General features: G+C 68.1%; 24 protein-coding genes and 1 riboswitch. Of the genes, 5 read left to right on the top strand and 19 right to left on the bottom strand.

The window, feature by feature from the left end:
- Positions 1-8: 8 nt before the first annotated feature.
- Both cbiB and bluB read right to left on the bottom strand, forming a co-directional pair.
- A complete protein-coding gene (cbiB, locus tag D107_RS0101460) occupies positions 9-911 on the bottom strand; it encodes an adenosylcobinamide-phosphate synthase CbiB (protein ID WP_018880590.1) in 903 nt (300 codons plus the stop codon).
- Complete coding sequence (gene bluB, locus D107_RS0101455; RefSeq protein WP_018880589.1) at positions 908-1,660, bottom strand: 5,6-dimethylbenzimidazole synthase; 753 nt, start codon at positions 1,658-1,660, stop codon at positions 908-910. Before bluB ends, cbiB begins: the two co-directional genes overlap by 4 nt.
- 94 nt (positions 1,661-1,754) lie before the next feature.
- A riboswitch (cobalamin riboswitch) is annotated at positions 1,755-1,963 on the bottom strand.
- A gap of 146 nt (positions 1,964-2,109) precedes the next feature.
- On the opposite strand from bluB, the gene D107_RS0101450 reads away from it, so the two are divergent.
- From D107_RS0101450 to D107_RS0101430, 5 genes are all read left to right on the top strand, one after another.
- Positions 2,110-3,012: a cobalamin-binding protein gene (locus tag D107_RS0101450; RefSeq protein WP_018880588.1), complete on the top strand. Its 903-nt coding sequence runs from the start codon at positions 2,110-2,112 to the stop codon at positions 3,010-3,012.
- Positions 3,013-3,018: 6 nt separating this feature from the next.
- Positions 3,019-3,990, top strand: coding sequence for an iron ABC transporter permease (locus D107_RS0101445; RefSeq protein ID WP_018866960.1), 972 nt, complete (start codon positions 3,019-3,021; stop codon positions 3,988-3,990).
- Positions 3,990-4,856, top strand: coding sequence for an ABC transporter ATP-binding protein (locus tag D107_RS0101440; RefSeq protein ID WP_018880587.1), 867 nt, complete (start codon positions 3,990-3,992; stop codon positions 4,854-4,856). The genes D107_RS0101445 and D107_RS0101440 overlap by 1 nt, the downstream gene beginning before the upstream one ends.
- Positions 4,857-4,861: 5 nt before the next feature.
- On the top strand, positions 4,862-5,227 hold the full coding sequence (locus D107_RS0101435; protein ID WP_018880586.1) for a hypothetical protein: 366 nt from the start codon (positions 4,862-4,864) through the stop codon (positions 5,225-5,227).
- 85 nt (positions 5,228-5,312) lie between these two features.
- On the top strand, positions 5,313-6,161 hold the full coding sequence (locus tag D107_RS0101430) for a pirin family protein (protein ID WP_018880585.1): 849 nt from the start codon (positions 5,313-5,315) through the stop codon (positions 6,159-6,161).
- A gap of 169 nt (positions 6,162-6,330) precedes the next feature.
- Here the strand turns inward: D107_RS0101430 and glpK are convergent, their stop codons facing one another.
- The 17 genes from glpK to rnhB all read right to left on the bottom strand — a co-directional run bounded on the left by glpK (position 6,331) and on the right by rnhB (position 24,887).
- Positions 6,331-7,851 carry a glycerol kinase GlpK gene (glpK, locus tag D107_RS0101425; protein ID WP_018880584.1) on the bottom strand — a complete coding sequence of 507 codons (1,521 nt, stop codon included), beginning with the start codon at positions 7,849-7,851 and terminating at the stop codon, positions 6,331-6,333.
- Between the two features lie 22 nt (positions 7,852-7,873).
- On the bottom strand, positions 7,874-8,269 hold the full coding sequence (locus tag D107_RS0101420) for a VOC family protein (RefSeq protein ID WP_018880583.1): 396 nt from the start codon (positions 8,267-8,269) through the stop codon (positions 7,874-7,876).
- On the bottom strand, positions 8,266-8,766 hold the full coding sequence (ispF, locus tag D107_RS0101415) for a 2-C-methyl-D-erythritol 2,4-cyclodiphosphate synthase (RefSeq protein WP_018880582.1): 501 nt from the start codon (positions 8,764-8,766) through the stop codon (positions 8,266-8,268). Before ispF ends, D107_RS0101420 begins: the two co-directional genes overlap by 4 nt.
- Complete coding sequence (gene ispD, locus D107_RS0101410) at positions 8,763-9,509, bottom strand: 2-C-methyl-D-erythritol 4-phosphate cytidylyltransferase (RefSeq protein WP_018880581.1); 747 nt, start codon at positions 9,507-9,509, stop codon at positions 8,763-8,765. Before ispD ends, ispF begins: the two co-directional genes overlap by 4 nt.
- Positions 9,502-9,909 (bottom strand): cell division protein FtsB, encoded by a 408-nt coding sequence (gene ftsB / locus D107_RS0101405; protein WP_018866968.1) that lies wholly within the window; start codon positions 9,907-9,909, stop codon positions 9,502-9,504. The genes ispD and ftsB overlap by 8 nt, the downstream gene beginning before the upstream one ends.
- 193 nt (positions 9,910-10,102) lie before the next feature.
- Complete coding sequence (gene eno, locus D107_RS0101400; protein WP_018866969.1) at positions 10,103-11,380, bottom strand: phosphopyruvate hydratase; 1,278 nt, start codon at positions 11,378-11,380, stop codon at positions 10,103-10,105.
- A 66-nt stretch (positions 11,381-11,446) separates the two neighbouring features.
- Entirely contained in the window at positions 11,447-12,289 is an 843-nt protein-coding gene (kdsA, locus tag D107_RS0101395) for a 3-deoxy-8-phosphooctulonate synthase (protein WP_018866970.1), read from the bottom strand.
- Positions 12,290-12,353: 64 nt separating this feature from the next.
- Positions 12,354-14,021 carry a CTP synthase gene (locus tag D107_RS0101390; RefSeq protein WP_018880580.1) on the bottom strand — a complete coding sequence of 556 codons (1,668 nt, stop codon included), beginning with the start codon at positions 14,019-14,021 and terminating at the stop codon, positions 12,354-12,356.
- A 105-nt stretch (positions 14,022-14,126) separates the two neighbouring features.
- On the bottom strand, positions 14,127-15,803 hold the full coding sequence (locus D107_RS0101385; RefSeq protein WP_018877455.1) for a SpoIIE family protein phosphatase: 1,677 nt from the start codon (positions 15,801-15,803) through the stop codon (positions 14,127-14,129).
- Positions 15,803-16,648, bottom strand: a complete 846-nt coding sequence (locus D107_RS0101380; RefSeq protein ID WP_018880579.1) for a GGDEF domain-containing protein — start codon at positions 16,646-16,648, stop codon at positions 15,803-15,805. The genes D107_RS0101385 and D107_RS0101380 overlap by 1 nt, the downstream gene beginning before the upstream one ends.
- Before the next feature lie 23 nt (positions 16,649-16,671).
- Entirely contained in the window at positions 16,672-17,064 is a 393-nt protein-coding gene (locus D107_RS0101375) for a DUF1987 domain-containing protein (protein ID WP_018866974.1), read from the bottom strand.
- Positions 17,064-17,654: a SiaB family protein kinase gene (locus tag D107_RS0101370; RefSeq protein WP_019583900.1), complete on the bottom strand. Its 591-nt coding sequence runs from the start codon at positions 17,652-17,654 to the stop codon at positions 17,064-17,066. Before D107_RS0101370 ends, D107_RS0101375 begins: the two co-directional genes overlap by 1 nt.
- Positions 17,647-18,366: an ABC transporter substrate-binding protein gene (locus D107_RS0101365; protein ID WP_018880578.1), complete on the bottom strand. Its 720-nt coding sequence runs from the start codon at positions 18,364-18,366 to the stop codon at positions 17,647-17,649. The genes D107_RS0101370 and D107_RS0101365 overlap by 8 nt, the downstream gene beginning before the upstream one ends.
- 105 nt (positions 18,367-18,471) lie before the next feature.
- Complete coding sequence (gene tilS, locus D107_RS0101360; protein ID WP_018880577.1) at positions 18,472-19,677, bottom strand: tRNA lysidine(34) synthetase TilS; 1,206 nt, start codon at positions 19,675-19,677, stop codon at positions 18,472-18,474.
- Between the two features lie 76 nt (positions 19,678-19,753).
- Positions 19,754-20,719 carry an acetyl-CoA carboxylase carboxyltransferase subunit alpha gene (locus D107_RS0101355; protein ID WP_018866978.1) on the bottom strand — a complete coding sequence of 322 codons (966 nt, stop codon included), beginning with the start codon at positions 20,717-20,719 and terminating at the stop codon, positions 19,754-19,756.
- 95 nt (positions 20,720-20,814) lie between these two features.
- On the bottom strand, positions 20,815-24,288 hold the full coding sequence (gene dnaE, locus D107_RS0101350) for a DNA polymerase III subunit alpha (protein ID WP_018880576.1): 3,474 nt from the start codon (positions 24,286-24,288) through the stop codon (positions 20,815-20,817).
- Positions 24,285-24,887 (bottom strand): ribonuclease HII, encoded by a 603-nt coding sequence (gene rnhB / locus D107_RS0101345; RefSeq protein ID WP_018866980.1) that lies wholly within the window; start codon positions 24,885-24,887, stop codon positions 24,285-24,287. Before rnhB ends, dnaE begins: the two co-directional genes overlap by 4 nt.
- Positions 24,888-24,992: the final 105 nt, after the last annotated feature.

Here is a 24,992-nt window from a genome sequence, read left to right as displayed (position 1 = left end):
TTTTCGGATCAGAACAGGACAACGACAATCACCCCCACCACGATGAATGCCATCCAGATCGCCAGCGCCCGGTCCACCAGCGCCACCGCCTGGCGAATGCCCGCGGCATCGGCCAGGCGGCCCATGCCCAGGCGCGGGCGCCACTCGCGCTGGCCGCCATAGGGCGCCGGGCCGCCCAGCACCACGCCCAGCGCACCGGCCCCAGCGGCCATCACCGGCCCGGCATTCGGGCTCTTCCATCCGGCGGCCTGTTCACGCCAGCACTGCAATGCGTCCCGCCCGCGCCCCGCCAGGGCATAGGCCAGGGCCGTCAGACGCGCCGGGATCAGGTTCATGGCGTCATCCAGCCGCGCGGCCGCCCAGCCGAACGTGGCATACCGCTCGTTACGGTACCCCCACATCGCATCCAGGGTGTTGACCAGCCGGTAGGCCACCACGCCCGGTGCCCCGGCGACCAGGAACCAGAAGATCGTGGCAAACAGCGCATCGTTGCCGTTCTCCAGGACCGACTCGATGGTCGCCCCGCTCACCCCGCGCACGTCCAGGGCCTCCGTGTCCCGACTGACCAGCATCCCCACGCCCGTGCGGGCACCGTGCAAATCATCCGTCTCCAGGGCCCGCGCGACCACCTCGGCGTGTTCGTCCAGGCTGCGCCAGCCAATCGCCAGGGTCAGGATCGCCAGCGACAGCAACCAGCCCCAGGCCAGCGACGCCCCCAGAGCGGCCAGCGCCACCCATGGCAGGACCAACGCCGCGAGCAGCAACGCCCCGCGCAGGCGACTGGGCGCATGCCAGCGGGACTCGGCCCAGGCCGCCAGCCGACCAAACCCGGCCAGCGGATGGAATCGCCGCGGATCGCCGAACAAGCGATCCAGGATCAGGGCGCCCATCAGGATCAGGAAGGCGCTCATGCGCTGTCGGATCCGGTCCGATCGTCCGCCCCGTTTCCGGCGCCTGCCGCATCCGGGTCGGCTGCCAGCTCGCCGGGCACGCCCCAGCGATCCTGAAAGACCAGTTCTTCCAGGGGCCGCCGACGATCCCAGCCCGCGGTCTCCAGCATTGGCCGGTCGTAGAAACGCTCCACATGACCGAGGCACAGCACCGCGATCGGATAGCCGCCCTCCGGCATGTCCAGCTGCCGCGCCAGCCAGTCCGGATCGAACAGCGAGACCCAGCCCATGCCCAGCCCCTCCGCGCGGGCCGCCAGCCACAGGTTCTGAATCGCGCAGGCCGCCGAGCACAGGTCCATCTCCGGTAGCGTACGGCGCCCCAGCACATAGCGTTCGCGGCCGTCGGTCAGGGCCACCACCAGCAACTCCCCCGCCTCGCGGATCCCTTCCAGCTTCAGGCGGTGCACCTCCGCCGCGCGCTCCCCGCAGGCCTCGGCGGTGCGGGCCTGCTCGTCCGCGGCGTGGGCATGCAGGGCCTCGCGCAGGGCCGGGTCGGTTACCCGCAGGAAGCGCCAGGGCTGCATGTACCCGACGCTGGGCGCGCGGTGGGCGGCCTCCAGCAGCCGGCGCAGCGTAGCGCCATCCACCGGATCCGGGCGGAAATGGCGCATGTCGCGGCGTTCCCCGATCACGCGATAAACCGCCTCGCGCTCGGCCGAGGCGAACGCGTTCGGATGCTCTGCTGTCGATTTGGGGTCTGGGTTCGTCATGCGTTTCCGTCGGGGCGACGGCACGGCGAACCCACGAAGGAACGGGCACCGCAGATGGTGCCCGTGCCCTCGATCGTTGCCCGCCGCACGATCGCAGGATGCGTCATCACCAGGCCGGTCTCCGGGCTTGTGAGCGTCGGCGGCTGCCGATGCCACAGACGCCTTCCCGTGACCCGTGGGGGCACAGTGGCCAAGCCTGCGGTGTGGTTCGCCGCTCACTTACCGTTGCGGGGGCAGCGCCGGATTTGCACCGGCTTCCCGTTTCACCTGCGCATTGCAGGCACCTGATTCAAGCCGCGGTATGATACGCGTTCGGCGCGCCCCCGACCAATTTGGGCACCAAACCATCTTGCCCATGCTGCTATGATGAAACGCTTTTGCGGCTTGCGCGCACTACCGCAGACGTCCTCCATTCGACCTCGCAACAGCGCCACAACCACCGGATTTTTATGAATTTCAAGACCCTCGGACGCTCCTCCGCCCTGCTCGTCGCGACGTTGCTTTGCACCGCGCCGGCACTGGCCGACCCGGTCTCGGTGACCGACGATGACGGTCACGAGATCCGGCTGGAACAACCCGCCGAGCGTATCGTCAGCCTCGCCCCGCATATCACGGAGGTCCTGTTCGCCGTCGGGGCCGGCGACAAGCTGGTGGGCGCGACCCAGCACAGCGACTTCCCGCCGGAGGCGGAGATGCTTCCCCGGGTGGGCGGCTACAGCCGCATCGATATGGAGCGCGTCGTGCAGCTCGATCCGGACCTGGTCGTTGCCTGGCGCAGCGGAAACTCGCAATCCCAGATCGAACACCTGCGCGAGCTCGGCTTCCACGTCTACGTGTCGGAGCCCCGCAGCTTCGACGGTGTGTCCGCCAGCATGCGCCGCATGGCACAGCTCGCCGGCACCGAGACGCAGGGCGACGAGGCGGTGCGAAGCTTCGAGGAGGCGATCGACACCCTGCGCCAGGACTACGCCGAGCGCGACCCGGTACGCCTGTTCTATCAGGTGTGGGAACAGCCCCTGATGACGGTGAACGACGACCACCTGATCAGCGAGGCGATCCGCCTGTGCGGCGGGGTAAACGTATTCGGCCACCTGGATCGCCTGGTCCCGCGCATGGATCGCGAGGCGGTCATCGAGGCCGATCCGGAGGTCATCATTGGCGGCGGCATGGGCGAGGATCGCCCCGACTGGGTCATCGCCTGGACGCAATGGGAGGACATGACCGCGGTCCAGCGCGACAACCTGTTCTTCATCCCGCCGTCCCTTCTGCAGCGCCATACCCCGCGCATCGCCGAGGGCACCCGCCTGATGTGCGAGGAGCTCGAGCGGGCGCGCCTGCGCCGGGCGGACTGACCCCTCGTGACCCGCGCCTTCCTCCTTGCCGCCGCGGTCCTGCTGCCGGCGTCGCTGCTGGCGGTGCTGATCGCGCTGGCCTTCGGCAGTGTCGCGATCGCGCCCGGCGACCTGCTGGCGGTGATGCTCGGCGAGGGCAGCCGCCTGCACGACACGCTGGTGCTGGAGCTGCGCCTGCCGCGCGCCCTGGCGGCCTTTGCCGCAGGCGGGTTGCTGGGTCTGGCCGGCGCGCTGATGCAGGTGCTGCTGCGCAACCCGCTGGCCGATCCCTACGTGCTGGGCCTCTCCGGCGGCGCCTCCGTCGGCGCCCTGCTGGCGATGCTCGCCGGCCTGTCGATGTTTTCCGTCTCCCTGGCCGCGTTCGCCGGTGCCCTGCTGTCCACGGTGATCGTGTTCGGCCTGGCACACGGTACCGGCAGCTGGACCCCCACGCGCCTGCTTCTGACGGGCGTGGTGGTCGCGGCGGGCTGGGGCGCCATGATCAGTTTCCTGCTCGCAGTCAGCCCGACGGCCGAGCTACCGGGCATGCTGTACTGGCTGATGGGCGATGTGTCCCACGCGCGCAACCCCTATCCCGCCTGGATCCTGCTGGTGCTGGTCGTGTTCCTCGCCCTGCCGCTGGGCCGCACGCTGAACGTGCTCGCGCGCGGCCCGATGCAGGCCGCCGCACTCGGGGTGGCGGTGCGCCCGGTGGAATGGAGCATCTATGTCGCCGCCGCGCTGATCACCGCGACCGCGGTCATGCAGGTCGGCGCGGTCGGCTTTGTCGGGCTGATCGTGCCGCACATGCTGCGCCTGGTCTTCGGCAACGACCAGCGCGTGATCCTGCCGGCCTCCGCGCTGGGCGGCGGCATCCTGCTGACGCTGGCCGACACCCTCGCCCGCACCATGATCGCCCCGGAGCAGTTGCCGGTCGGCGTAATCACCGCGATGCTGGGGGTCCCCGTGTTCCTGTTCCTGCTGTACCGGAGCCGCTGATGGCACCCCGTCCACCCATCGCCCCCGCCCACAGCCGGCCGCATGAAGCCCCGGGCCTGGGCGCGCGCAGCGTCCACCAGAAGCCGGGCCCGGATACGCTGCTTGCCACCCACGACCTGGTGATCGACATCCCGGGGCGCGCACCCGGCGCCCCGCTGGAACTGACCGTCGACCCCGGCCAGTGCTGGGGCATCCTCGGCCCCAACGGCGCGGGCAAGAGCACGCTGCTGCAAACGCTCGCCGGCCTGCGGACCAAACGCGCCGGCACCATCGAGGTCCGGGGCCAGGCCATCAACCACCTGCCCCGCGCGGAACTGGCGCGGCGCATCGGCCTGGTCTTCCAGACCCACCACGACGGCTTCCCCGCGACGGTGCTGGAGACCGCGCTGATCGGTCGGCACCCCTACCTGCGCCCCTGGGACATCGAGACCTCCGAGGATTACGCCCGCGCCCGGGCCGCCCTGGCGGAGATGGACCTCTCCGGCCTGGAGCACCGCATGGTGGACACGCTCTCCGGGGGCGAGCGGCAGCGCCTGGCCATCGCCACCGTGCTGACCCAGGACCCCAGCCTGCTCCTGCTGGACGAGCCCACCAGTCAGCTGGACCTGCATCACCAGGTCGCCGTGCTGAACCGCGTGCAGGGCATCGTTGCCCAGGCGCACCGGGCCGCCGTACTGGTCCTGCACGACGTTAACCTGGCCGCGCGCTACTGCGACCATCTGCTCCTGCTGTTCCCCGACGGTCAGGCATGCTGGGGCCCGACCGCCACCATGCTGGTCCCCAGTGCCCTGGAACGCCTCTACAACCAGCGTCTGAGCGTGGGCGAGGTCGACGGCCTGCCCGTGTTCCTGCCGCGCAACGAGTGACCGCCATGGAATTCTTCCGCAATCTGCCCGCGACCCTGAATGCCGAAACCTTGCAGCGGCGGCTGAACGTCCCCGCCCTGCCCGCTCACAGTGATGCCATCGACACCCTGATCCTGGACGACGGTCCCGATGCCGGCGTGGTCTACTGCCTGTGGGGCGAATTCCGGGTACACCGCGAGGTCATCAACGGTGGCGTGCGCCTGTCCCTGCCCGACTGCCCCAACGGCCTGGCCTGGACGCTGACCACCGGCCACCCGCCCGACCCGCAGGCCGTCGTCCTGCACCTGACGATCAACCGTCAGGAACACGATCCCGATTTCATCGAGAGCCTGGAGGCGTTTGCCGATTCCTGGGATCTGTCCACCGTCTGACAGAAGGCCCCATGACGGGAAACGATGCAATTTTCTTTTCGTTTCATGGTCGGTATGGTGCAGACCTGTTGCGAAGGAGAACGCCATGAACCCGACACCGCCGGACAGCGTGAAGACCTCCCATCCCACCCAGGACGGGGCCGGGGTGAAGATTCGGCGCATCCATGATTTTGGTGGCGGGCTGGACCCCTTCCTGATGCTGGACGAGCTCAAGGCGAGCGCGCGCGAGGACTACATCGGCGGCTTTCCCGCCCACCCGCATCGCGGCTTCGAGACCCTGACCTACCTGGTCCATGGCGGCCTGACGCACGAGGACTCCATGGGCAATCAGGGCCGCGTGGAGGCCGGCGAGGCCCAGTGGATGAGCGCCGGCCGCGGCGTGATCCACTCCGAGATGCCCCTGCTCGACAGCGAAGGCCTGCACGGCTTCCAGCTGTGGGTAAACCTGCCCGCCCGGCGCAAGATGGACCCGCCGCGTTATCGCGACGTGCACGCCGACGCAATGCGCCACCTGCCGGAAGACGACGACCCGCTGCGCTTCAAGGCCATTGCCGGATCCTGGCAGACCAGTGCCGGGGATACCGAGGGCCCGCTGGCGCAGATTGGCGAAGGCGCCGCGATGGCCGACCTGACGCTGCCCGCCGGCTATCGCCTGTCGCTCGCCGTGCAGCTCGAGGACCGCGTGCTGGCCTACGTGTTCGACGGCGAGCTCATCGGCCTGCAGACCGGCCAGATGGGTGTGTGGAGCGGCCAGACCCAGATCCACTTGATCGCCCAGCAGGATGCCCGCGTGCTGCTGTTCAAGGGGCGGCCGCTGGGCGAACCGATCGCGCATTACGGCCCCTTCGTGATGAACACCTCCGACGAGATCGAACAGGCCATCAGCGACTACCAGTCCGGCCAGCTCGCCGCCGAACCGGCCAGCATGGACTGAGCCCCGGGCCCAATCCGGGCCTGGCAGGGGCTTCGCGGACAAGCCCGCTCCCACAGTGATCTGGGCCGCGCCGCCTGTCGAAGCCATCGCTCTACCTGCAACCCCCTGTGGGAGCCGCCTTGGCGGCGAAGCCCCCGCCCGCGTCGGCGAGGCCCCAGACCATCACCCGCTACGGCGTCGAGTCGCTGTCGTCCTCGCGCGCCCAGCCCATCGTGCGCTTCACGGCCTTCTTCCAGCCGCGGTAGTACTGTTCCCGCGTGGCCGCGTCCATCTGCGGCTCGAACACCCGGTCCAGCCCACCCTTCTGCGCCAACTCGTCACGGGTCCAGAAGCCGACCGCCAGTCCCGCGAGCCAGGCGGCCCCCAAGGCGGTGGACTCGGTCACCGCCGGGCGCTCGACCTGCACCCCGAGCATGTCGGCCTGAAACTGCATCATCACGTTGTTGGCCACGGCCCCGCCGTCGACCCGCAGGGCCTTCAGCCCGATCCCGGCGTCCCGCGCCATGGCATCGATCACATCGCGTGTCTGATAGGCCAGCGCATCCAGCGTGGCGCGGGTGATGTGCTCCTTGCGCGTTCCACGGGTCAGGCCGAAGATGGCGCCGCGCGCGTACATGTCCCAGTACGGCGCACCCAGCCCGGCGAAGGCGGGCACCACGTAGACCCCGTCGGCGTCCGCCACCTTGCCCGCGTAGTACTCGGAATCCTCGGCCGCGTCGATCAGGTGAAGCTCGTCGCGCAGCCACTGGATCGCGGCCCCGGCAATAAAGATCGAGCCCTCCAGCGCGTATTCCACCCGGCCGTCCAGCGACCACGCGAGGGTGGTGAGCAAGCCGGATCGGGACTCCACCGGCGTGCCACCCGTGTTCATCAGCAGAAAACAGCCGGTCCCGTAGGTGTTCTTGGCCATGCCGGGCTCGAAACAGCCCTGACCGAACAGGGCCGCATGCTGGTCCCCCGCCACGCCGGCGATCGGGACCTCCGCGCCACCGAACATCTCGGCGCCGGTGACGCCCAGCACGCCACTGGAGTCCACCACCTCGGGCAGCATCGCGGGAGGGACCCCGAATCGCTCCAGCAGATCGGAATCCCATTCCAGGGTGTGAATGTTGAACAGCTGGGTGCGCGCGGCGTTCGTCACATCGGTCACGTGACGTTCCCCGCGGGTGAGGTTCCAGATCAGCCAGCTGTCCACGGTGCCAAAGGCGAGTTCGCCCCGTTCCGCGCGCTCGCGCGCCCCGTCCACGTGATCCAGGAGCCAGCGCAGCTTGCTGGCCGAGAAATAGGCATCCACGACCAGACCGGTACGCTCGCGCAGCAGGCCCTCGAGGCCCTGCGCCTTCAGTTCGTCGCAGAACGCGGCGGTACGCCGGTCCTGCCACACGATCGCCTTGGCGATCGGCTCCCCCGTGGCGCGGTCCCATACCACCGTGGTCTCGCGCTGATTGGTGATGCCGATCGCCGCCAGTCGGGAGGGCTTGATGCCGCGCGTCTCCAGTACTTCGCGCGCCACGCCGATCTGGGTACCCCAGATCTCCATCGGGTCGTGTTCCACCCAGCCGGGCTGCGGATAGATCTGGGCGAAATCCTTCTGCGCCACGCCGACGATCGCGCCCGCGCGATCGAACAGGATGGCCCGGCAACTGGTGGTGCCCTGGTCCAGGGCGAGGATGTAGCGCGCGTCGCTCATGAGGGGACTCTCTCTGGCCGATTCAGGCACCGTCCTCGATCAGCTCGATGGCGTTGCCGTCGGGATCCCGCACGAATGCCGCGGGGCGGCCGGAGCGGCTGCGTTCCACCGCAAACCCCGCGGCCTCCAGCCGCGCGGCGAAGGTCTCCAGCTCATCCACGCGCAGCGCCAGGTGGCGGTCCTGCCCACACCGTACCGCACGCTCGGTCGGGTCCGGGTTCGGCACCCGCAGCAGGTGCAGGGCCTGGCCGTTGCCGAGGTCGTACCACAGCCCCGGAAACCCGAGTTCGGGCCGCTCCAGCGGCGCCAGCCCAAGGTGGTGCCCGTAGAACTCGCGCGCGGCCTGAAAGTCCGCAATAACCAGGCTGGCGTGATGCAGGCCCAGGACTCCCGCAGTTCCGCGCCCGGCCCCGGTCATACCCGTAGCATCCCCGAGGCCGGTTCCAGCAGCACGATTGCCTGCGCCGCCACGCCCTCCTTGCGCCCGGTGAACCCGAGATGTTCGGTCGTCGTGGCCTTCACGCTGACGGCCTCGGGCACCAGGCCGGTATCCGCGGCGATATGATCGCGCATGGCAGGGACATGCGGCGCCAGCTTCGGCGCCTGCGCGATCACGGTGGAGTCGATGTTGACCGGGCGCCAGCCGGCCGCCGCGACGCGCTGGAGGACCTCCCGCAGCAGGACGCGGCTGTCCGCGCCGCGAAATGCCGGATCGGTATCCGGGAAGTGCTGCCCGATATCGCCCAGGGCGGCGGCGCCGAGCAGGGCGTCGCAGACCGCATGCAGCAGCACGTCGCCGTCCGAATGCGCGACGAAGCCACGCTCGAACGGGATATGCACGCCGCCGAGGACCAGGTGATCCCCTTCGCCGAAGGCGTGCACGTCGAAGCCCTGGCCGATGCGCAACCCGCTCATGCGCTGAACCGTCCTTCCAGCCGGCCCTGCTGCATCAGGTAGAGACGGGCCAGCTCCAGGTCCTCCGCCCGGGTGATCTTGATATTCATCGCCGAACCCTCGATCAGCCGCGGGGCCTGCCCCAGAAACTCGATCGCGCTGGCCTCGTCAGTCACCGCATGACCCGCATCGCGTGCGCGCGCATTCGCTTCTCGCAGCATCCCCAACCGGAACATCTGTGGGGTCAGGGCGCGCCAGACCCGCTCCCGGTCCAGCGTCCGCTCCACGCGGCCGCCGCCATCGCTCCACTTGATGGTGTCGGTACTGGGGCTGGCCAGCAACCCGCCCACCGCGTCATCCCGCAACTCACGCAGCAGGCGGTCCACATCCGCCTGCGGCAGACAGGGACGGGCCGCATCATGGACCAGTACCCAGTCGTCCGCGTGCGCCCGTTCGGCCAGGAAGTCCAGGCCATTCTGCACGGAATCCACCCGCTCCGCTCCGCCGGCGGCACGGAACAGCCGCCCCCCGGCCAACGGCAGATCCAGGGCATCGGGATCCACGTCGGGGCCCAGTACCAGTACCACGCCGCGAATGCGCGGATGCTCGAGGAAGATCGAGAGGGTATGCGACAGGATCGTCCGCGAACCCAGCGTCAGGTACTGCTTGGGACGGTCGGACCCCATGCGCCGGCCAATGCCGGCCGCCGGGATCAGTGCCCAGAAGGCCGGTTCGCGCGCCGCTGCGCCCGCGGTGTCAGCCATCAAAGGGATCCTCCGGTGGCAGGGTGTCGGTGGCCGGCTCGGCCTCCTCGGGCACCCGTGAGTCGGGACCGGGCTCGGTCTGCCCGGCCGATCCGGGGAGCGGCTCGATGTCCAGCGTGGCGGGTTCGTCCTCGCCCACCACGAAGAAGAAGACCTCGTCCTCGCGGATCATCCCCAGGTCGCGCCGGGCCCGTTCTTCCACCGCCTCGGTTCCGCCGCGCAGGTCCCGCACCTCCGCCTCCAGGGCCTGATTGCGCTGCTCGAGTTCGGCATTCGAGGCCCGCTGGCGCTCGACCTGCTCGCGCAGGTCGCGCACGTCGCGCCAGCTCCCCTCGCCCAGCCACAGGGGCCATTGCAGTGCCAGCAGCACAAGCGCCAGCCCGATCAGCAGGCCGCGCATCACCCGCACTCCATCGACTTGAACCCAAAGAAAAGCCCTCGCCCGCGCACCGCGCCGAGCGCGGGTACAACGGAACGAGGGCTTTTACGAGTGGCCGGCATGCCCGGCATTCTACGAGGCCCGGACGCCCCGGGACAGGAACCGCGCCGCAGGCTGCGGACTGCATCCTCGACACGGCCGCCCCGCAACCGCCTCAGCGCCCGAAGGTGAACGCCGACATACCCGGGTAGCTGGCCCGGCTCCCCAGGTGTTCCTCGATCCGGATCAGCTGGTTGTACTTGGCCACCCGGTCGGAACGCGACAGTGAACCGGTTTTGATCTGGCCGGCTCGCGTGGCAACCGCCAGGTCCGCGATGGTGACGTCCTCGGTCTCGCCCGAGCGGTGCGAGATCACCGCTGTGTAGTTGGCCTTGCGCGCCAGTTCGATCGCTTCCAGCGTCTCGGTGACGGTGCCGATCTGGTTGAGCTTGATCAGGATGGAGTTCGCGATGTCCTTGTCGATGCCTTCCTGCAGGATGCGCGTATTGGTGACGAACAGGTCGTCGCCCACCAGCTGCACGCGCTTGCCCAGGCGCTCGGTCAGGGTCTTCCAGCCATCCCAGTCATCCTCGGCCATCCCGTCCTCGATGGTCAGGATCGGGTACTGGTCCACCCAGTGCGCGAGATAGTCGGAGAATTCGTCCGCCGAGAAGGCCTTGCCCTCGGAGTCCAGGTGGTAGCGGCCGTCGCGGTAGAACTCGGAGCTCGCGCAGTCGAGGCCGATCCAGATGTCCTCGCCCGCCTTGAAGCCGGCATTGTGGATGGCCTCCAGGATCACCTCGATCGCCGCGGAATTGGACGGCAGATCGGGGGCGAAGCCACCCTCGTCGCCCACCGCCGTGGCCAGGCCGCGCTTGGCCAGGACCTTCTTCAGCGCATGGAAGACTTCGGCGCCGTAGCGCACCGCCTCGCGCACCGAGTCCGCGCCCACCGGCAGGATCATGAACTCCTGCATATCCACGCTGTTGTCCGCGTGGGCCCCGCCATTGATGATGTTCATCATCGGCACCGGCAGCAGCGTGGCGTCTTCCCCACCCAGCGTCTCGAACAGGGGCTGCTCGCGATCGGCCGCGAGGGCATGCGAGGTCGCCATGGAGACGGCCAGCAGGGCGTTCGCCCCCAGGCGCGACTTGTTCTCGGTGCCGTCCAGTTCCAGCATGCGGCGATCCACCGCGGTCTGGTCGAGCTCCATGCCGCGCAGCGCGTCGCGGATCTCGCCGTTCACGTGGCTCACCGCCTTCAGTACGCCCTTGCCCCCGTAGCGCTTCTCGTCATCGCGCAGCTCCAGGGCCTCGCGGGCCCCCGTGGAGGCACCGGACGGGACCGCCGCGCGCCCCATGGCGCCGGAATCCAGGACAACATCGGCCTCGACCGTCGGGTTGCCCCGGGAGTCGATGATCTCGCGGGCGTGAATCTCCGCAATCTGGGACATGCTCTCTCCTTGAAAAGTACCCGCCCGGACGGAGCCGCCCGGGACGCATTATCGAAAAATCGGGGGTCAGCCGAGGCCGTATTCCGCCTCCGCGAACGGCTGCGCCTTGGTCGCGGCGTCCAGCGCCTTCAGCGTCTGCAGCAGTTCGGCCATCTTTGGCAGCGGCCACGCATTGGGGCCATCCGACAGGGCCTTCTCGGGATCCGGGTGGGTCTCCATGAACAGTCCGGAGACCCCGGCCGCCACCGCGGCGCGCGCGAGCACCGGTACGAACTCGCGCTGGCCACCGGAGGACGCGCCCTGCCCACCCGGCTGCTGCACCGAATGGGTCGCGTCGAAGACTACCGGGCACCCGGTCTGGCGCATCTGGGCCAGGCCGCGCATGTCGGAGATCAGGGTGTTGTAGCCGAACGAGACCCCGCGCTCGCAGACCATGATCTGGTCATTGCCCGCCTCGCGCGCCTTGTCGACGACATTGCCCATGTCCCAGGGTGCGAGGAACTGGCCCTTCTTGATATTCACCGGACGCCCCTGGCGCGCGACATTCTGGATGAAGTTGGTCTGACGGCAGAGGAACGCCGGCGTTTGCAACACATCCACTACGCTGGCGACCTCGTCCAGCGCCGTGTCCTCGTGCACGTCAGTCAGTACCGGCACGCCGATCTCCGATTTCACCTTGTCGAGGATGCGCAGACCCTCGGCCATGCCCAGGCCGCGGAAGCTCCGGGTGGACGACCGGTTGGCCTTGTCGAACGACGACTTGTAGATGAACGGGATGCCCAGGTCATCCGCCATCGCCTTCAGGGCCCCGGCCGTCTCCAGCGCCATGGCCTCGGACTCGATGACGCAGGGTCCGGCAATCAGAAAAAAGGGCCGGTCGAGGCCGACTTCAAAACCACAAAGCTGCATGTCCTGTCCTGTACGGCGGCCGCCACCCTCCGGGCACGGCCGCGAAAAATCGTGTATCGGCGCCCTATTCCGTCAGCGCCGTGGTGGTTTCGGGTTCGCGCGCTTCCTGGTAGTCCCGGGCGGCACGCACAAAACCGGTGAACAGCGGGTGGCCATCGCGCGGCGTGGAGGTGAACTCCGGGTGGAACTGGCAGCCGACAAACCACGGATGCCCCGGGAGTTCCACGGCCTCCACCAGTTCGCCGGATTCCGACACGCCCGAGATGCGCAGCCCGGCCGCCTCCAGCCGTTCGCGGTAGGCGTTGTTGAACTCGAAGCGATGGCGGTGGCGTTCTTCCACCTTTTCGCGACCATAGGCCTCGGCAATGCGCGAACCGGACGACAACCGGGCACTCTGGGCCCCCAGGCGCATGGTGCCGCCCAGGTCGCTGTCGGCATCGCGCCGCTCGATACGGCCTTCCTGATCCTGCCACTCGGTAATGAGCGCGATCACCGGATGCGGGGTATCGGGCGCGAATTCGGTGCTGTGCGCGCCTTCCAGGCCCGCGACATCGCGCGCGAACTCGATCACCGCGACCTGCATGCCGAGGCAGATCCCGAGATAGGGCACGTCGTGTTCGCGTGCGTAGCGCACCGCGGCGATCTTGCCCTCCACGCCGCGCTCGCCGAAGCCGCCCGGAACCAGGATGGCATCCAGGCCCTCGAGTTCCCGTTCGGCCTCGTTCTCGGCGCCTTCCAGTTTCTCCGAGTCGAGATAGCGGATCCGGACCCGCGTGCCGACCTGCACCCCGGCATGGGTCAAGGCCTCGTTCACGGACTTGTAGGATTCGGTCAGGTCTACGTACTTCCCGATCATGCCGACGGTGATCTCCGACTCCGGGAACTCCATGGCATTGACTACGTGTTTCCAGTCCGAGAGGTCCGCCTGCGGCGCCTCGATATGCAGCTTGCGCAGCACGATCTCGTCGAGCTTCTGCGAATGCAGCCAGAGCGGGATCTTGTAGATGTTGTCCACGTCCACCGCCGAGATGACCGCCTTCTCCTCGACGTTGGTGAACAGCGCGATCTTGCGCCGCTCGCCGTCCGGGATTGCCTGGGTCGAGCGGCACAGCAGGATATCCGGCTGGATCCCGATGGAACGCAGTTCCTTGACCGAGTGCTGGGTCGGCTTGGTCTTGATCTCGCCCGCGGCCTCGATATACGGGACCAGCGTCAGGTGCATGAACAGGGCGTTCTCGTGGCCGAGTTCCACGCCCATCTGGCGGATCGCCTCGAGAAACGGCAGGGACTCGATGTCGCCCACGGTACCGCCGATCTCGATCAGCGCGATGTCGGCATCGCCCGCCCCTTCGTGGATGGAGCGCTTGATCTCGTCGGTGATATGCGGGATCACCTGTACGGTGCCGCCGAGGTAGTCCCCGCGGCGTTCCTTGCGGATCACGTTCTCGTAGATCTGGCCGGTGGTGAAGTTGTTGCGCCGCGAGGTACGGATGCGCACGAAGCGCTCGTAATGCCCCAGGTCCAGGTCGGTCTCGGCGCCGTCGTCGGTGACGAATACCTCGCCGTGCTGAAACGGGCTCATGGTGCCCGGATCGACGTTGATATACGGATCCAGCTTGAGCAGGGTCACCTTGAGCCCGCGGGCCTCGAGGATCGCCCCCAGCGAGGCGGATGCAATACCTTTGCCCAGAGACGAGACCACGCCTCCGGTGATGAAAACAAAACGCGTCATGCGGGAAACCTGGCTGGGAGCTGACAAGCGCCCCGTCCCGACGCGAACCTGGCACGCGGGGTGGGCGGAAAACGCCTGAAAGAGTACCAGAGCACCCGCCCCTGCTCAATCGGAAGGCGGGGGCAACACCTCGTTTCGGGAACCCCGTGCCAGCGGGCGGAAGGCCACCAGGGTCATGTCGTCGCGCCGGGGTTCTCCATCGCGATAATCCTCCAGCACGCGCACGACAGCGTCGATCTTGGCGGACAGATCGCGGCCACTCTTCTCGGCCAGGACCTGGCGCAGCCGACGGCGCCCGAACAAGCGTGGCGGCTCACCCCCGACATGATCATGCGCACCGTCCGTGATCAGGAAGAATTCGGTTCCCGGCTCCACCGGCACCTCGTGGTCGACCGGCTGCGCGGGCTCCAGGCTGCGGTAGCCGAGCCCCCCGCGCACGCCGCGGATCTCCTCGATCTCGCCGCCGCGTTCGATCATCAGGGGCAGCCCGACCCCGGCGAAGGCCAGCATCCGGTCTTCCGGCCGATAGACGCATACCGCGGCCTCCAGCCCGTCATCCGAATCCGAATCCTGACCGTCCTGACGCAGCCGCGAACGCACCAGCCGGTCCATCTCGCGCAGGATCGCGGAGGGTTCCAGCAGACGGTGTTCGTGCAGGATGCGGTCCAGCGCCGACGCCACCACCAGCGTGATGAACGCCCCCGGGACGCCATGCCCGGTGCAGTCCGCCACCACCAGGATGCTGTGGCCGTCGATGGCCTCGACCCAGAAATAGTCCCCGCCGACCAGGTGCAGCGGCTCCCAGTAGATCTGCACCTCGTCCAGATGTCCGTCCAGGGCGTGCTTGTCCGGCAGCATCGCGGTCTGGATGCGCCGGGCATAGCGAATGCTCTCCACCACCAGGCGGTTACTGCGTTCCAGTTCCCGGTTGGCCTCGTCCACCTGGGCCATCGCCCGTTCGGTCTCGGCCTTTTCGTCTTCCAGCTGTCGGGTGCGCTCCTCCACACGGCGCTCCAGATCGGCGTTCAGCGCCTTCAGCTCTCCGCGGGCCCCGTCGCGCGCATCCAGCCCCTCCTGGAAGGCGCGCAGCAAGCGGTCCAGCGAGCGCCCCAGGGCCCCCAGCTCGTCATTCTCGTGATGCCCCAGGCGGGGCATGGGCCAATGGGCTGGCTGGTCCGGATCAGTATCCGCCACGGCGCGGGAGATCTTCAGCATCGGACGCAGCATGAGGAAGTAGAACAGCACCACGACGACCAGCGAGACGATCACGGCCTGGGTCACGCTGGTCACGACCCCGGTCTGCAGGCGCGCCACGAAGATCCGCCCCAGGACACCGGGGTCCAGCTCCATGCGCAGCTGCCCCACGCCCTGAACGTTGCCCCGGGTTCCCGGATGCGTTAGTTCAAGCTCGTGTGCCCGCAGGTCGCCAAAAAGCCACTGCGCCCAGTCTCCGGACGCGGCCTCCGCCGCCCGTTCGTCCTCGGCCAGGGTATTGCCAAAATCGTCGAGGATCTCCACCCGCCGGATCTCGTCGAAGACGAGCAGGCCCTGGACCAGCGAGTCGGCCTGATCGGCGCTCAACTGAAAGGCGGCCTCCGCCGCGGGCGGCTCGACCAGACGCTGCAGACGATCGACCTGGGCCTGGGTCTCGGCCCGGAAGGCATTCCAGTCGGAGGCGATGACGTAGGCACTACTGAGGAGGCTGAGCGCAAGCGCGGCCAGCAGCGTGGCGACCGCCAGCTTGGCAACGAGGCTCCGGTTGCGGCGCCGGGTCTCCGGCATCATCCGTGGTCGCCGTGCGTCTGCACGATGACACGGTTGCGCCCCTCGTTCTTGGCGCGATAAAGCAGGTCGTCGGCGAGCGCGACCAGTTCGCCGGCATCCGGCCAGGGGTTCGTGGTCACCACCAGCCCGATCGATACCGCCAGGGACAGCGGCTCGTCCTTCCAGTGCAGGCGGGCGTTCTCCACCGCCGAGCGGATCCGTTCCGCCAGGGCCAGGGCGGCCTCGACGTCCAGATCCGCGGCCACGACGAGGAATTCCTCCCCGCCCATGCGCCCCGCGTATTGTTCCGCCCCCAGTTCGCCGCGCAGGATCTCGGCGAAGCTTTCCAGCGCGAAGTCCCCGGCGGCATGGCCATGGGTATCGTTGAGGGTCTTGAAGTCGTCGAGATCCAGCATCATCACCGCGAGCGAGTGCGACGCGTCTCCCACGCTGTCGGCCATGCCCTCGACACAGTCGATCACACGGCGGCGCGAAAACAGACCGGTCAGGGCGTCCTCCAGCGCCAGGCGCTCCAGCTCGGCCGTCAGGCGCTCGCGTTCGCGGACCTCGTCAGACAGGGCGTTGTTGAGCTGGGCCAGGTGTTCGGCCTGTTCGCGCAGCTGCCGGTTGGCATCCTGGAGATCCGCCTGCATGCGATCACTCATACGCATCATGCGCCGCTGCGCGCGGTAGCTCTCGGAATAGGCCTTGGCGAGCACCTTCACCCCGTCGGCCACTGCGTCCAGCGCCTCCAGCATCTGCTCGGAGCGCTGCATGATGGCCTTTTCCTGCTCGAACAGGGAAAAGTCGGCCAGGCCCTCGTCCAGCTCCTGCCCGTCGCGGGGCCGGCTAGAGGGGTTCATGGAGTCGTCACGAGAGGGGGCGGTCATGTCAGCGGACACATGCGGTAGTCGGCGTGCTGGAAGTCCTCGGAGAAATCCTCGCCGAACTCCTCCATGGTTTCGTCATCCTCGTGATAGCACCAGTTGATACGGACCTTCAGCCCGGCCTCCGCCCCGTCTTCCAGGATCTGGAACATGTTCATCAGGGCCTTCGCAGTGGACGAATTGAAATAGATCATTTCCACCGTGAATTCCACCTCGTCGCTGGCGCGGTCCTCGATTGCCTGGCGCAGACCCTGGGTCAGGGGGCCATAGAAGTTCGCCGCATCCTCCGGATACGACTCCCCCGACAGTCGGTACTGCCCGGCCGCGAAATCGAACTGCACCGCGGGGGTCCGGTCGGTTGCCTCGTGTTCAATGGTCTCGACGACTGCCATCAGATGTAGGCCTTCAGGACAAAGTAGGATTGGGCATCGGAAATATGCTGAAAATCGAACTGGATCGGTTCGCTCGCCCGCCGTGCGATCTCGATCAGGCCGATACTGCCGCCCTTGCTGCCCTCGTCCGGCGGCTCGCGCAGTTTTTCCTTGTAGAAGCGACGCAGCTCGTCGCTGTCCATCGCGGCCAGTTCGCGCAGGCGCGCCGCCAGGGTGTCGGCGTCCTTGCGCCCGATGACATTGCCGCAGATGACGAAGAAGCGGCCGTTCTCCGAACCGACCGTGATCATCCCGGAACTCAGCTCGACGGGGGGCTCGTCATCGTGCTCGATGCGTTCGGCCGAATACCGGATGATGTTCTGCACCTGCTCGACAAAGACCGAAAAGACCCGGTTCACGGTCTTCGTGTCGGTGGATTCGAGCCGGATCTTCTGGCGCAGCGCATCGCCCAGGGCCTTCAGGATGCCCTCGGAGATGTAACCGGTGAACGAAAAGATGATGCCGCGCCGGGTCATGTTGCGCTGAAACCCCAGCACCTCTTCGGCAATCAGGGTCGATGACGCCGCCTGCGCCTCGGCTGCCTCACTCATCTCGCTCTCCATTGCTGTTCAGTACGGCCTCGACGATCGCCGCGTAGCGTCCGTCGGTGCGCATCGCATCCAGTTCTTCCTGCATGCGGTCCAGCGGTCCGCGCTCGGTCTCCGGGTGGCAGGCGAGCGACATCACCGTATCGTTGAACGCGAACAGGGATTCGAGTTCCCCGATCCCTTCCAGGCGCGCATACCAGGGCGCGAGGTGCTCACCGCTCACCCAGACATCGATCCGGTTGGCCGCCAGCTTGCGCGCGTTCAGCCGATCATTGGGGGCGGTATCCACCGGAATCCCCTGACGTTCGACATGCAGGGCCACGGCATCGTCGCGATAGCCGCCCACGCGGTAACGCTCCAGTTCGGCCAGGGACGATGCATTTACGTCCGACCCCTCCAGCACGAATGCATGCCACTGGTTCTCGACCAGGGGGCCGACCCAGGTAAACAGATCCTCGCGCTCCTGCGTGCGAGTCGTTGAAAAGACGCAGGTACCGGGGACCGACTGGGCCTCGGCATAGGCGCGGCTCCAGGGCAGGAGCCGGATCTCCGCGTCCACTCCCGCGGCCTCCAGGAGCTGATCCATCACGCGGACGGAGATCCCGTCCAGCTCCCCGGATTCGGTCTCGAAATTGAAGGGGGGGTAGCTCTCGGTGGTCAGCGTTAACGTATCCGCTGCCAGCGGCGCCGCCAGAAGCGCCGCGGCCGCCAGCAAGGCCGTGCCCGTACGTCGCCCGCACTGTGCCGCGAAACCTGTCACGTGCCGCTCACCCGAAACCCATGAAGACGGCCCAAGAATTGTCCGATTCGGACGGCTCCGTCAACTCCGCGCGTTAGCTCGGTCCGGCCAGAGGACTGCGACAATCACGCCATCCGCCTGACGCAACAACGGAATCCGCTGACGCGCCCAGGGCGGGATCCCGCGCTCCTGCATCAGCTTCTTCAGCGGCCGGTGGCCGGCCGGCGTCGCGACCCGCTCGCCCCCACGGCGATAGCTAACGGTCAGGGGGGCATCGGGCGCGACACCGAGTTCCCGCAGGTCCGAACGCGTCAGGCGCCGCCCGTCCGCGAGCCGCAGTTCCGGCTGGTCCGCGGGCCACTCCTGATCGGGCGGCGGCATCTGCCCTTCGCGCCCCTCCTGCCGCGGCCCGGCCCATAGCTGATCGCGGTAGCGGCGCATCCAGCCGTCTTCCCATTCCACCCGCGGGCTGGCGTCGGGGTTGTCCGCCACCACCTGGCGCAGGAATTCCCCCAGGCGTGCGTGACCCGGCGGCCGCAGCCCCTGTGCCTGCAGCCAGTGCCGCACCAGCCCGCGGGCGGACCCGTTATCCAGCCTGCGCACGTGAGCAAGGTCCAGCCCACCGGACTCCGGGTCCCGTGCCGCCTCCATATGCTCGTCGAAATGCGTCCGCAGCTGACCGGCGACCTCCCGCTGCCAGCCGGCGGCCCGCGCCAGGCCGGTCACACTCCCGAAGCGTTCGCGCAACAGCGGCAGGACCGACTGGCGCAGGAAATTGCGATCAAAGCGCGCATCGCGATTGCTCGGATCGTCGTACCAGTCGAGACCCTCGCGCCGGGCATAGTCGACCAGCGCCTCCCGGGGAAGGTCCAGCAGCGGCCGGCCCAGCCAGGTGGCCCCTTCCCGTCGCAGTGGGCGCATCCCCCGCAACCCGTCGGGTCCACTGCCGCGCAGGGCCGCTAGCAGGAAGGTCTCGGCCTGATCGTCCGCATGCTGCGCGGCGAGGAGGATATCCGTTTCCTCGAGCCCGCCGCGCAATGCCACGTAGCGCGCCTCGCGCGCGGCGGCCTCCAGCCCCGACGGGCGCGGATCAAGGGGTTCCAGCCTGCAGGTCCGGAACGGGCAGTTCAGCGCCCTGGCCACCGCACGGCAATGCTCGGCCTGGCGCCCGGAGTCGGCCCGCAGACCGTGGTCCACGTGCATGGCCTCGAGACCGGGAATGCCCAGACGCACCGCCGCGTGCAGCAGGACGGTGGAGTCCAGGCCGCCACTGAAGGCAATGCGCACCCGCCGGCGGGCAGGAGGGGGTTCGAGAAATGCCCGCAGCGCGGTGGCTACGGGATCGGGCGCCGGGGCGCCCCGCTCAGGAAGCGGCTTCTTGGAAGGCACCGTAGTCCATCAGGCGACGATAGCGCCGCTCGAGACGCTTGCCCGGATCCAGTCCCTCGAGGCCGTCCAGGGTCTCCAGGAGCGCGGTACGCAGGCGCGTCGACATCGCCTCCGGGTCGCGATGGGCACCGCCCAGAGGTTCCGGCACGATCCGGTCCACCAGCCCCAGCTCCTTCAGGCGCTCGGAGGTGATTCCCAGCGCCTCGGCCGCTTCCGAGGCCTTCTCCGCGCTCTTCCAGAGGATGGAGGCACAGCCCTCGGGCGAGATGACCGAATACGTCGAATACTGCAGCATCAGCGTGGCGTCCCCGACGCCGATGGCCAGCGCCCCGCCGGATCCACCCTCGCCGATCACCGTGGCGATGATGGGTGTATCCAGGCGCGCCATCACCCGCAGGTTGCGCGCGATGGCCTCGCTCTGCCCGCGCTCTTCCGCACCGACGCCCGGATAGGCGCCGGGGGTATCGATGAAGGTCAGCACCGGCATGCGGAAGCGCTCCGCCATCTCCATCAGACGCAGGGCCTTGCGATACCCCTCCGGCCGCGGCATGCCGAAGTTGCGGTACACCTTGTCCCGCGTCTGGCGCCCCTTCTGATGTCCGATGAGCATCACCGGGCGGCCATCCAGACGCGCCACCCCGCCCACGATCGCCGGGTCGTCGCCAAATGCGCGGTCCCCGTGCAGCTCCTCGAACTCGTCGAACAGATCGGGGATGTAGTCCAGCGTGTAGGGACGCCGCGGATGCCGCGACATCTGCGCGACCTGCCACGGCGTGAGCTTGGCGAAGATGCTCTCGGTCAGCGACCGGCACTTGTCCTCCAGGCGCTGGATCTCTTCCTGGATGTTGACCTCGGCGTCGTCGCCGACATAGCGCAGATCGCCGATCTTCGCCTCCAGTTCGGCAATGGGCTGTTCGAAGTCGAGAAAGTCCGGATTCATGCAGAGTCCCGAAGGCTTGTTGGTGGAGGCCAGCGAAAGACGCGAATTGTAACCAATCGCGGCGCGCGCCGCTCCCCGTGCCGATGCGCAGCGGTCTATCGACCGTACAGCACCTGCGCCTCGCAGTCCGGCCCCAGCGACTGCTGGATGCCGCGCAACAGGCGTTCGTCCGGCCGGATCGTCCAGCCCTCCGGCAGGCTGATATCGGCCTCCAGCCCATCCCGGCGGTAGCACATGTGCACACGGCAGGGCCCCTCGCGATGCGCCTCCATCAGCCCTCGCAGGTGGGCGACCTGTTCCGGCACCACGCCCTCCAGGCACAGGTGCAGCGCCCGCGCCCACTGCGCGCGCGCCTCGTCCAGGCTGTAGACGGCCCGCGCCCGCATGCGGGTACCCCCGGCATAGTCGTCCAGCGTGACGGTGCCTTCCGCGACCAGCAGCGCGTCCGGTTCCAGGCGGTCCTTGTACTGGGTGAAGTCGTCGTTGAACAGCACCACCTCGGCCCGCCCGCTGCGGTCATCCAGGGTAACGATCCCCATGCGCCCGCTCTGCGTGTTGCGCACGCGCACGCCGACAATCAGGCCCGCTATGCACACGGTCTCCTGCTTGCCGCGCCATTTCTGGCCCTGCGTCTCGTCGGGGCGATCCTCCAGTTTGGCCTCCAGGGCCTGCAGGGTGGTCCCGGTCAGGCGCAGCAGCTCCGCCCGATAGCGCTCCACCGGGTGACCGGTCAGATAGAGCCCCAGGGTGTCCTTCTCGCCCCGCAGGCGTTCGTCATCCTCCATCTCCTCGAGGGTCGCGCTCTCCGGGATGACGGCCGCGGCCGGGTCGCCGAACAGGTCGACTACCCCCAGGCTGGCGTTGCGCTCCGTTTGCTCCGCGGCCGCCACGGCCATGGGGATATCGTTCAGCAGCGTCGCGCGATTCGCGCCCAGACCGTCCATGGCCCCGGCACGCACCAGCGTCTCCAGCACGCGCTTGTTCAGCTTGCCCAGATCCACCCGCTGACACAGGTCCACCAGCCCGTGGAAGTCGCCGCCCTGCCCGCGCGCCTTCAGTAGCGTATCGATCGCGGACTCGCCCACACCCTTGATCGCCCCCAGGCCGTAGACGACGGTCTGCGCGTCGCGGCAGGTAAAGCGGTAATCGGACTGGTTCACGTCCGGCGGCAGGACTTCCAGCCCCATGTTGCGGCATTCCTCGATCAGCCCGACGACCTTGTCGGTGTTGTCCATGTCCGCGGACAGCACCGCCGCCATGAAGGGCGCCGGATAATGCGCCTTGAGCCACGCCGTCTGGTAGGCGACCAGGGCATACGCCGCCGAGTGCGACTTGTTGAAGCCGTAGCCCGCGAACTTCTCCATCAGATCGAAGATGTAGGTCGCGACCCCTTCGTCGACCCCGCGTCCGAGTGCGCCCTCGAGGAAGATCTCGCGCTGCTTGGCCATCTCCTCGGGCTTTTTCTTGCCCATCGCGCGCCGCAGCAGGTCCGCGCCGCCCAGGGTGTAGTTGCCCAGCACCTGGGCAATCTGCATCACCTGCTCCTGGTACAGGATGACGCCGTAGGTCGGCTTCAGGATCGGTTCCAGATCCGGATGCGGGTACTCGACCTGGGCACGACCGTGCTTGCGGTCGATGAAGTCGTCCACCATGCCCGACTGCAATGGCCCCGGCCGGTAGAGCGCCACCAGCGCGATGATCTCCTCGAAGCTGTCGGGCTGCAGACGCTTGATCAGATCCTTCATCCCGCCGGATTCCAGCTGGAACACCGCGGTGGTCTGGTAATCCTTCAACAGGCGGAAGGTGTCCGGATCATCCAGCGGGATCGCGTCCAGGTCGACCCGCTCCTCGGCATCCATCTTGCGGACGTTCTCGACCGCCCAGTCGATGATGGTGAGCGTGCGCAGGCCTAGGAAGTCGAACTTGACCAGGCCGACCGCCTCGACATCGTCCTTGTCGAAGTGGGTCACCAGCGATCCGCCATCGTCTTCGCAGTACAGCGGCGAGAAATCGGTGAGCGCGGAGGGTGCGATCACCACCCCGCCCGCATGCTTGCCGGCGTTGCGGGTCAGGCCCTCGAGCTTCTGCGCGAGGTCGATGATCGCGCGGACCTCCTCGTCCTCGTCGTACAGCGCCTTCAGGTCCTCGCTCTCGGTCAGGGCCTTTTGCAGGGTCATGCCCAGTTCGAACGGGATCAGCTTGGCGATCCGGTCGACGAAGCCATAGCCATGGCCCAGCACGCGCCCGACATCGCGCACCACGGCCTTCGCGGCCATGGTCCCGTGGGTGATGATCTGCGACACCTTGTCGCGACCGTAGCGTTCGGCGACGTAGTCGATCACGTCGTCGCGCTTCTCCATGCAGAAATCGACATCGAAGTCGGGCATGGAGACGCGTTCGGGATTCAGAAACCGCTCGAAGAGAAGCTCGTAACGCAATGGATCCAGGTCGGTAATACCCAGCGCATACGCCACCAGCGAGCCGGCGCCCGAGCCACGCCCCGGGCCCACGGGGATGCCGTTGTCCTTGGCCCACTGGATGAAATCCGCCACGATCAGGAAGTACCCGGGGAACCCCATCTGGCAGATCACGTCCAGTTCCCGCTGCAGCCGCGCCTCGTAGTCCTCCTGCGGCGCGAAGCAGAAGCGCTCCAGGCGGGCGGCCAGTCCCTTCGCCGAGGTCTCGCGCAGGTGATCCTCCACCGTGTACCCCTCGGGCACCGGGAAGTCCGGCAGCACCGATTCGCCCAGGGTCAGACTGACCGAACAGCGCCGCGCGATCGCGACGCTGTTGGCCAGGGCCTCGGGAATATCCGCGAACCGCTCCGCCATCTCCTCCGGCGAACGCAGGTACTGCGCCTCCGAATAGCGCCGCGGCCGCCGCGGATCATCGAGGGTCACGCCGTCGTGAATGCAGACCCGGGCCTCGTGGGCCTCGAAATCTTCCGGACGCAGGAAGCGGACATCGTTGGTCGCCACCACCGGCAGGTCGAAGGCCTCGGCCGCGGCCAGGGCCTGCTCGATCCAGGCCTCCTCGCCCGGCCGGTCCGAGCGCACCAGCTCGAAATAGAATCGCCCCGGGAAGCGCCGCATCCAGGGTTCCAGATCCTCGGCCAGCAGGGCGCGGGCGGTCCCTGAACCGTTCACGAACAACCCGTCGATGCCCCCCGACAGCGCGATCAGGCCCTCGGCCGCCGCGTCCAGCCAGGCACAGTCCACCCGCGGGATCCCCTTCTCCTGGCCTTCCTGCCAGGCCCGCGAGATCAGCCGCGTCAGGTTGCGGTAGCCGGGATCGTTCTGCGCCAGCAGCGTCATCCGTGCCAGGCTGCCGTCGGCGCGCGCATCGCGTACCAGCACGTCCGCCCCGATAATCGGCTGCACGCCCTGTGCGATCGCGGCGCGGTAGAACTTCACCAGCCCGAACAGGTTGCAATGATCGGTGACCGCGACGGCCGGCATGCCGCCATCGACGACGGCCTTCACCAGCGGCTTCAGCCGCACCAGGCCGTCGACCAGAGAGTACTCCGAATGCACCCGCAGGTGCACGAAGCCGGGATGGGCTTCGCTCATGCCCCGGCCTCCTGCTCCCGCGCGGCGATGGCACGCGCTACGGGCCCGAAGCTGCGCCGGTGCTGGGGACACGGACCCAGGCGCTCCAGGGCCTCGCGATGGGCCACCGTCGGATAGCCCGAGTGCCGGTCAAAGCCGTACTCGGGGTAGTCGCCGTGGAGTTCACGCAACCAGCCGTCGCGGGCCACCTTCGCGATGATCGAGGCTGCACTGATGGCCGCCACCGAACCGTCCCCGCCGACGATGGCCTCGGCCGTCCAGGGCCCCTCGGGGGTAAAGCGCCCGTCGACCAGCAGGTGCGCGGGTGCCAGGGCCAGACCGGCCACGGCTCGCTGCATCGCCAGCAGAGTGGCGCGGTGGATATTCAGTGTGTCGATCTCCGCGGCCTCGGCCCGCCCCAGCGACCACGCCAGCGCGTCCGCGCGGATCTGTACGTCCAGCGCCTCCCGGCGCCGGGCACTCAGCTTTTTGGAGTCGGTCAGGCCGGGACAGGCGTAGTCCTGCGGCAGAATCACGGCCGCCGCGACCACCGGCCCGGCCAGCGGCCCGCGCCCGACCTCGTCCACGCCGGCGACGTGGCGCTGCGCTGCCTCTGTCATGGAGTCTCCACCACGGTGAACTGCGGGCAATCATCCGAACACGACCATGCGCCGCGCCGGGGATCCGTTACAATAGCGCCGAAAATCCTAGCACACCCCCTCCGG

It is taken from the genome of Thioalkalivibrio sp. ALE30, from assembly GCF_000377465.1.
Classification (GTDB): Bacteria; Pseudomonadota; Gammaproteobacteria; order Ectothiorhodospirales; family Ectothiorhodospiraceae; genus Thioalkalivibrio.
This window is presented reverse-complemented; position numbering and strand designations above follow the sequence as displayed.

Excerpts from the sequence above, each read along its gene's own strand:
- kdsA (WP_018866970.1), bottom strand. The coding sequence starts at position 12,289 with ATGCAGCTTTGTGGTTTTGAAGTCGGCCTCGACCGGCCCTTTTTTCTG.
- glpK (WP_018880584.1), bottom strand. The coding sequence starts at position 7,851 with ATGAGCGACGCGCGCTACATCCTCGCCCTGGACCAGGGCACCACCAGT.
- bluB (WP_018880589.1), bottom strand. The coding sequence starts at position 1,660 with ATGACGAACCCAGACCCCAAATCGACAGCAGAGCATCCGAACGCGTTC.
- ispF (WP_018880582.1), bottom strand. The coding sequence starts at position 8,766 with ATGAGCGGGTTGCGCATCGGCCAGGGCTTCGACGTGCACGCCTTCGGC.
- D107_RS0101440 (WP_018880587.1), top strand. The coding sequence starts at position 3,990 with ATGGCACCCCGTCCACCCATCGCCCCCGCCCACAGCCGGCCGCATGAA.
- D107_RS0101435 (WP_018880586.1), top strand. The coding sequence starts at position 4,862 with ATGGAATTCTTCCGCAATCTGCCCGCGACCCTGAATGCCGAAACCTTG.
- rnhB (WP_018866980.1), bottom strand. The coding sequence starts at position 24,887 with ATGACAGAGGCAGCGCAGCGCCACGTCGCCGGCGTGGACGAGGTCGGG.
- cbiB (WP_018880590.1), bottom strand. The coding sequence starts at position 911 with ATGAGCGCCTTCCTGATCCTGATGGGCGCCCTGATCCTGGATCGCTTG.
- ispD (WP_018880581.1), bottom strand. The coding sequence starts at position 9,509 with ATGGCTGACACCGCGGGCGCAGCGGCGCGCGAACCGGCCTTCTGGGCA.
- D107_RS0101375 (WP_018866974.1), bottom strand. The coding sequence starts at position 17,064 with ATGGCAGTCGTCGAGACCATTGAACACGAGGCAACCGACCGGACCCCC.
- D107_RS0101420 (WP_018880583.1), bottom strand. The coding sequence starts at position 8,269 with ATGACCGGGGCCGGGCGCGGAACTGCGGGAGTCCTGGGCCTGCATCAC.
- D107_RS0101380 (WP_018880579.1), bottom strand. The coding sequence starts at position 16,648 with ATGAACCCCTCTAGCCGGCCCCGCGACGGGCAGGAGCTGGACGAGGGC.
- D107_RS0101450 (WP_018880588.1), top strand. The coding sequence starts at position 2,110 with ATGAATTTCAAGACCCTCGGACGCTCCTCCGCCCTGCTCGTCGCGACG.
- ftsB (WP_018866968.1), bottom strand. The coding sequence starts at position 9,909 with ATGCGCGGCCTGCTGATCGGGCTGGCGCTTGTGCTGCTGGCACTGCAA.
- D107_RS0101390 (WP_018880580.1), bottom strand. The coding sequence starts at position 14,021 with ATGACGCGTTTTGTTTTCATCACCGGAGGCGTGGTCTCGTCTCTGGGC.
- dnaE (WP_018880576.1), bottom strand. The coding sequence starts at position 24,288 with ATGAGCGAAGCCCATCCCGGCTTCGTGCACCTGCGGGTGCATTCGGAG.
- D107_RS0101430 (WP_018880585.1), top strand. The coding sequence starts at position 5,313 with ATGAACCCGACACCGCCGGACAGCGTGAAGACCTCCCATCCCACCCAG.
- D107_RS0101370 (WP_019583900.1), bottom strand. The coding sequence starts at position 17,654 with ATGAGTGAGGCAGCCGAGGCGCAGGCGGCGTCATCGACCCTGATTGCC.
- D107_RS0101355 (WP_018866978.1), bottom strand. The coding sequence starts at position 20,719 with ATGAATCCGGACTTTCTCGACTTCGAACAGCCCATTGCCGAACTGGAG.
- eno (WP_018866969.1), bottom strand. The coding sequence starts at position 11,380 with ATGTCCCAGATTGCGGAGATTCACGCCCGCGAGATCATCGACTCCCGG.
- D107_RS0101385 (WP_018877455.1), bottom strand. The coding sequence starts at position 15,803 with ATGCCGGAGACCCGGCGCCGCAACCGGAGCCTCGTTGCCAAGCTGGCG.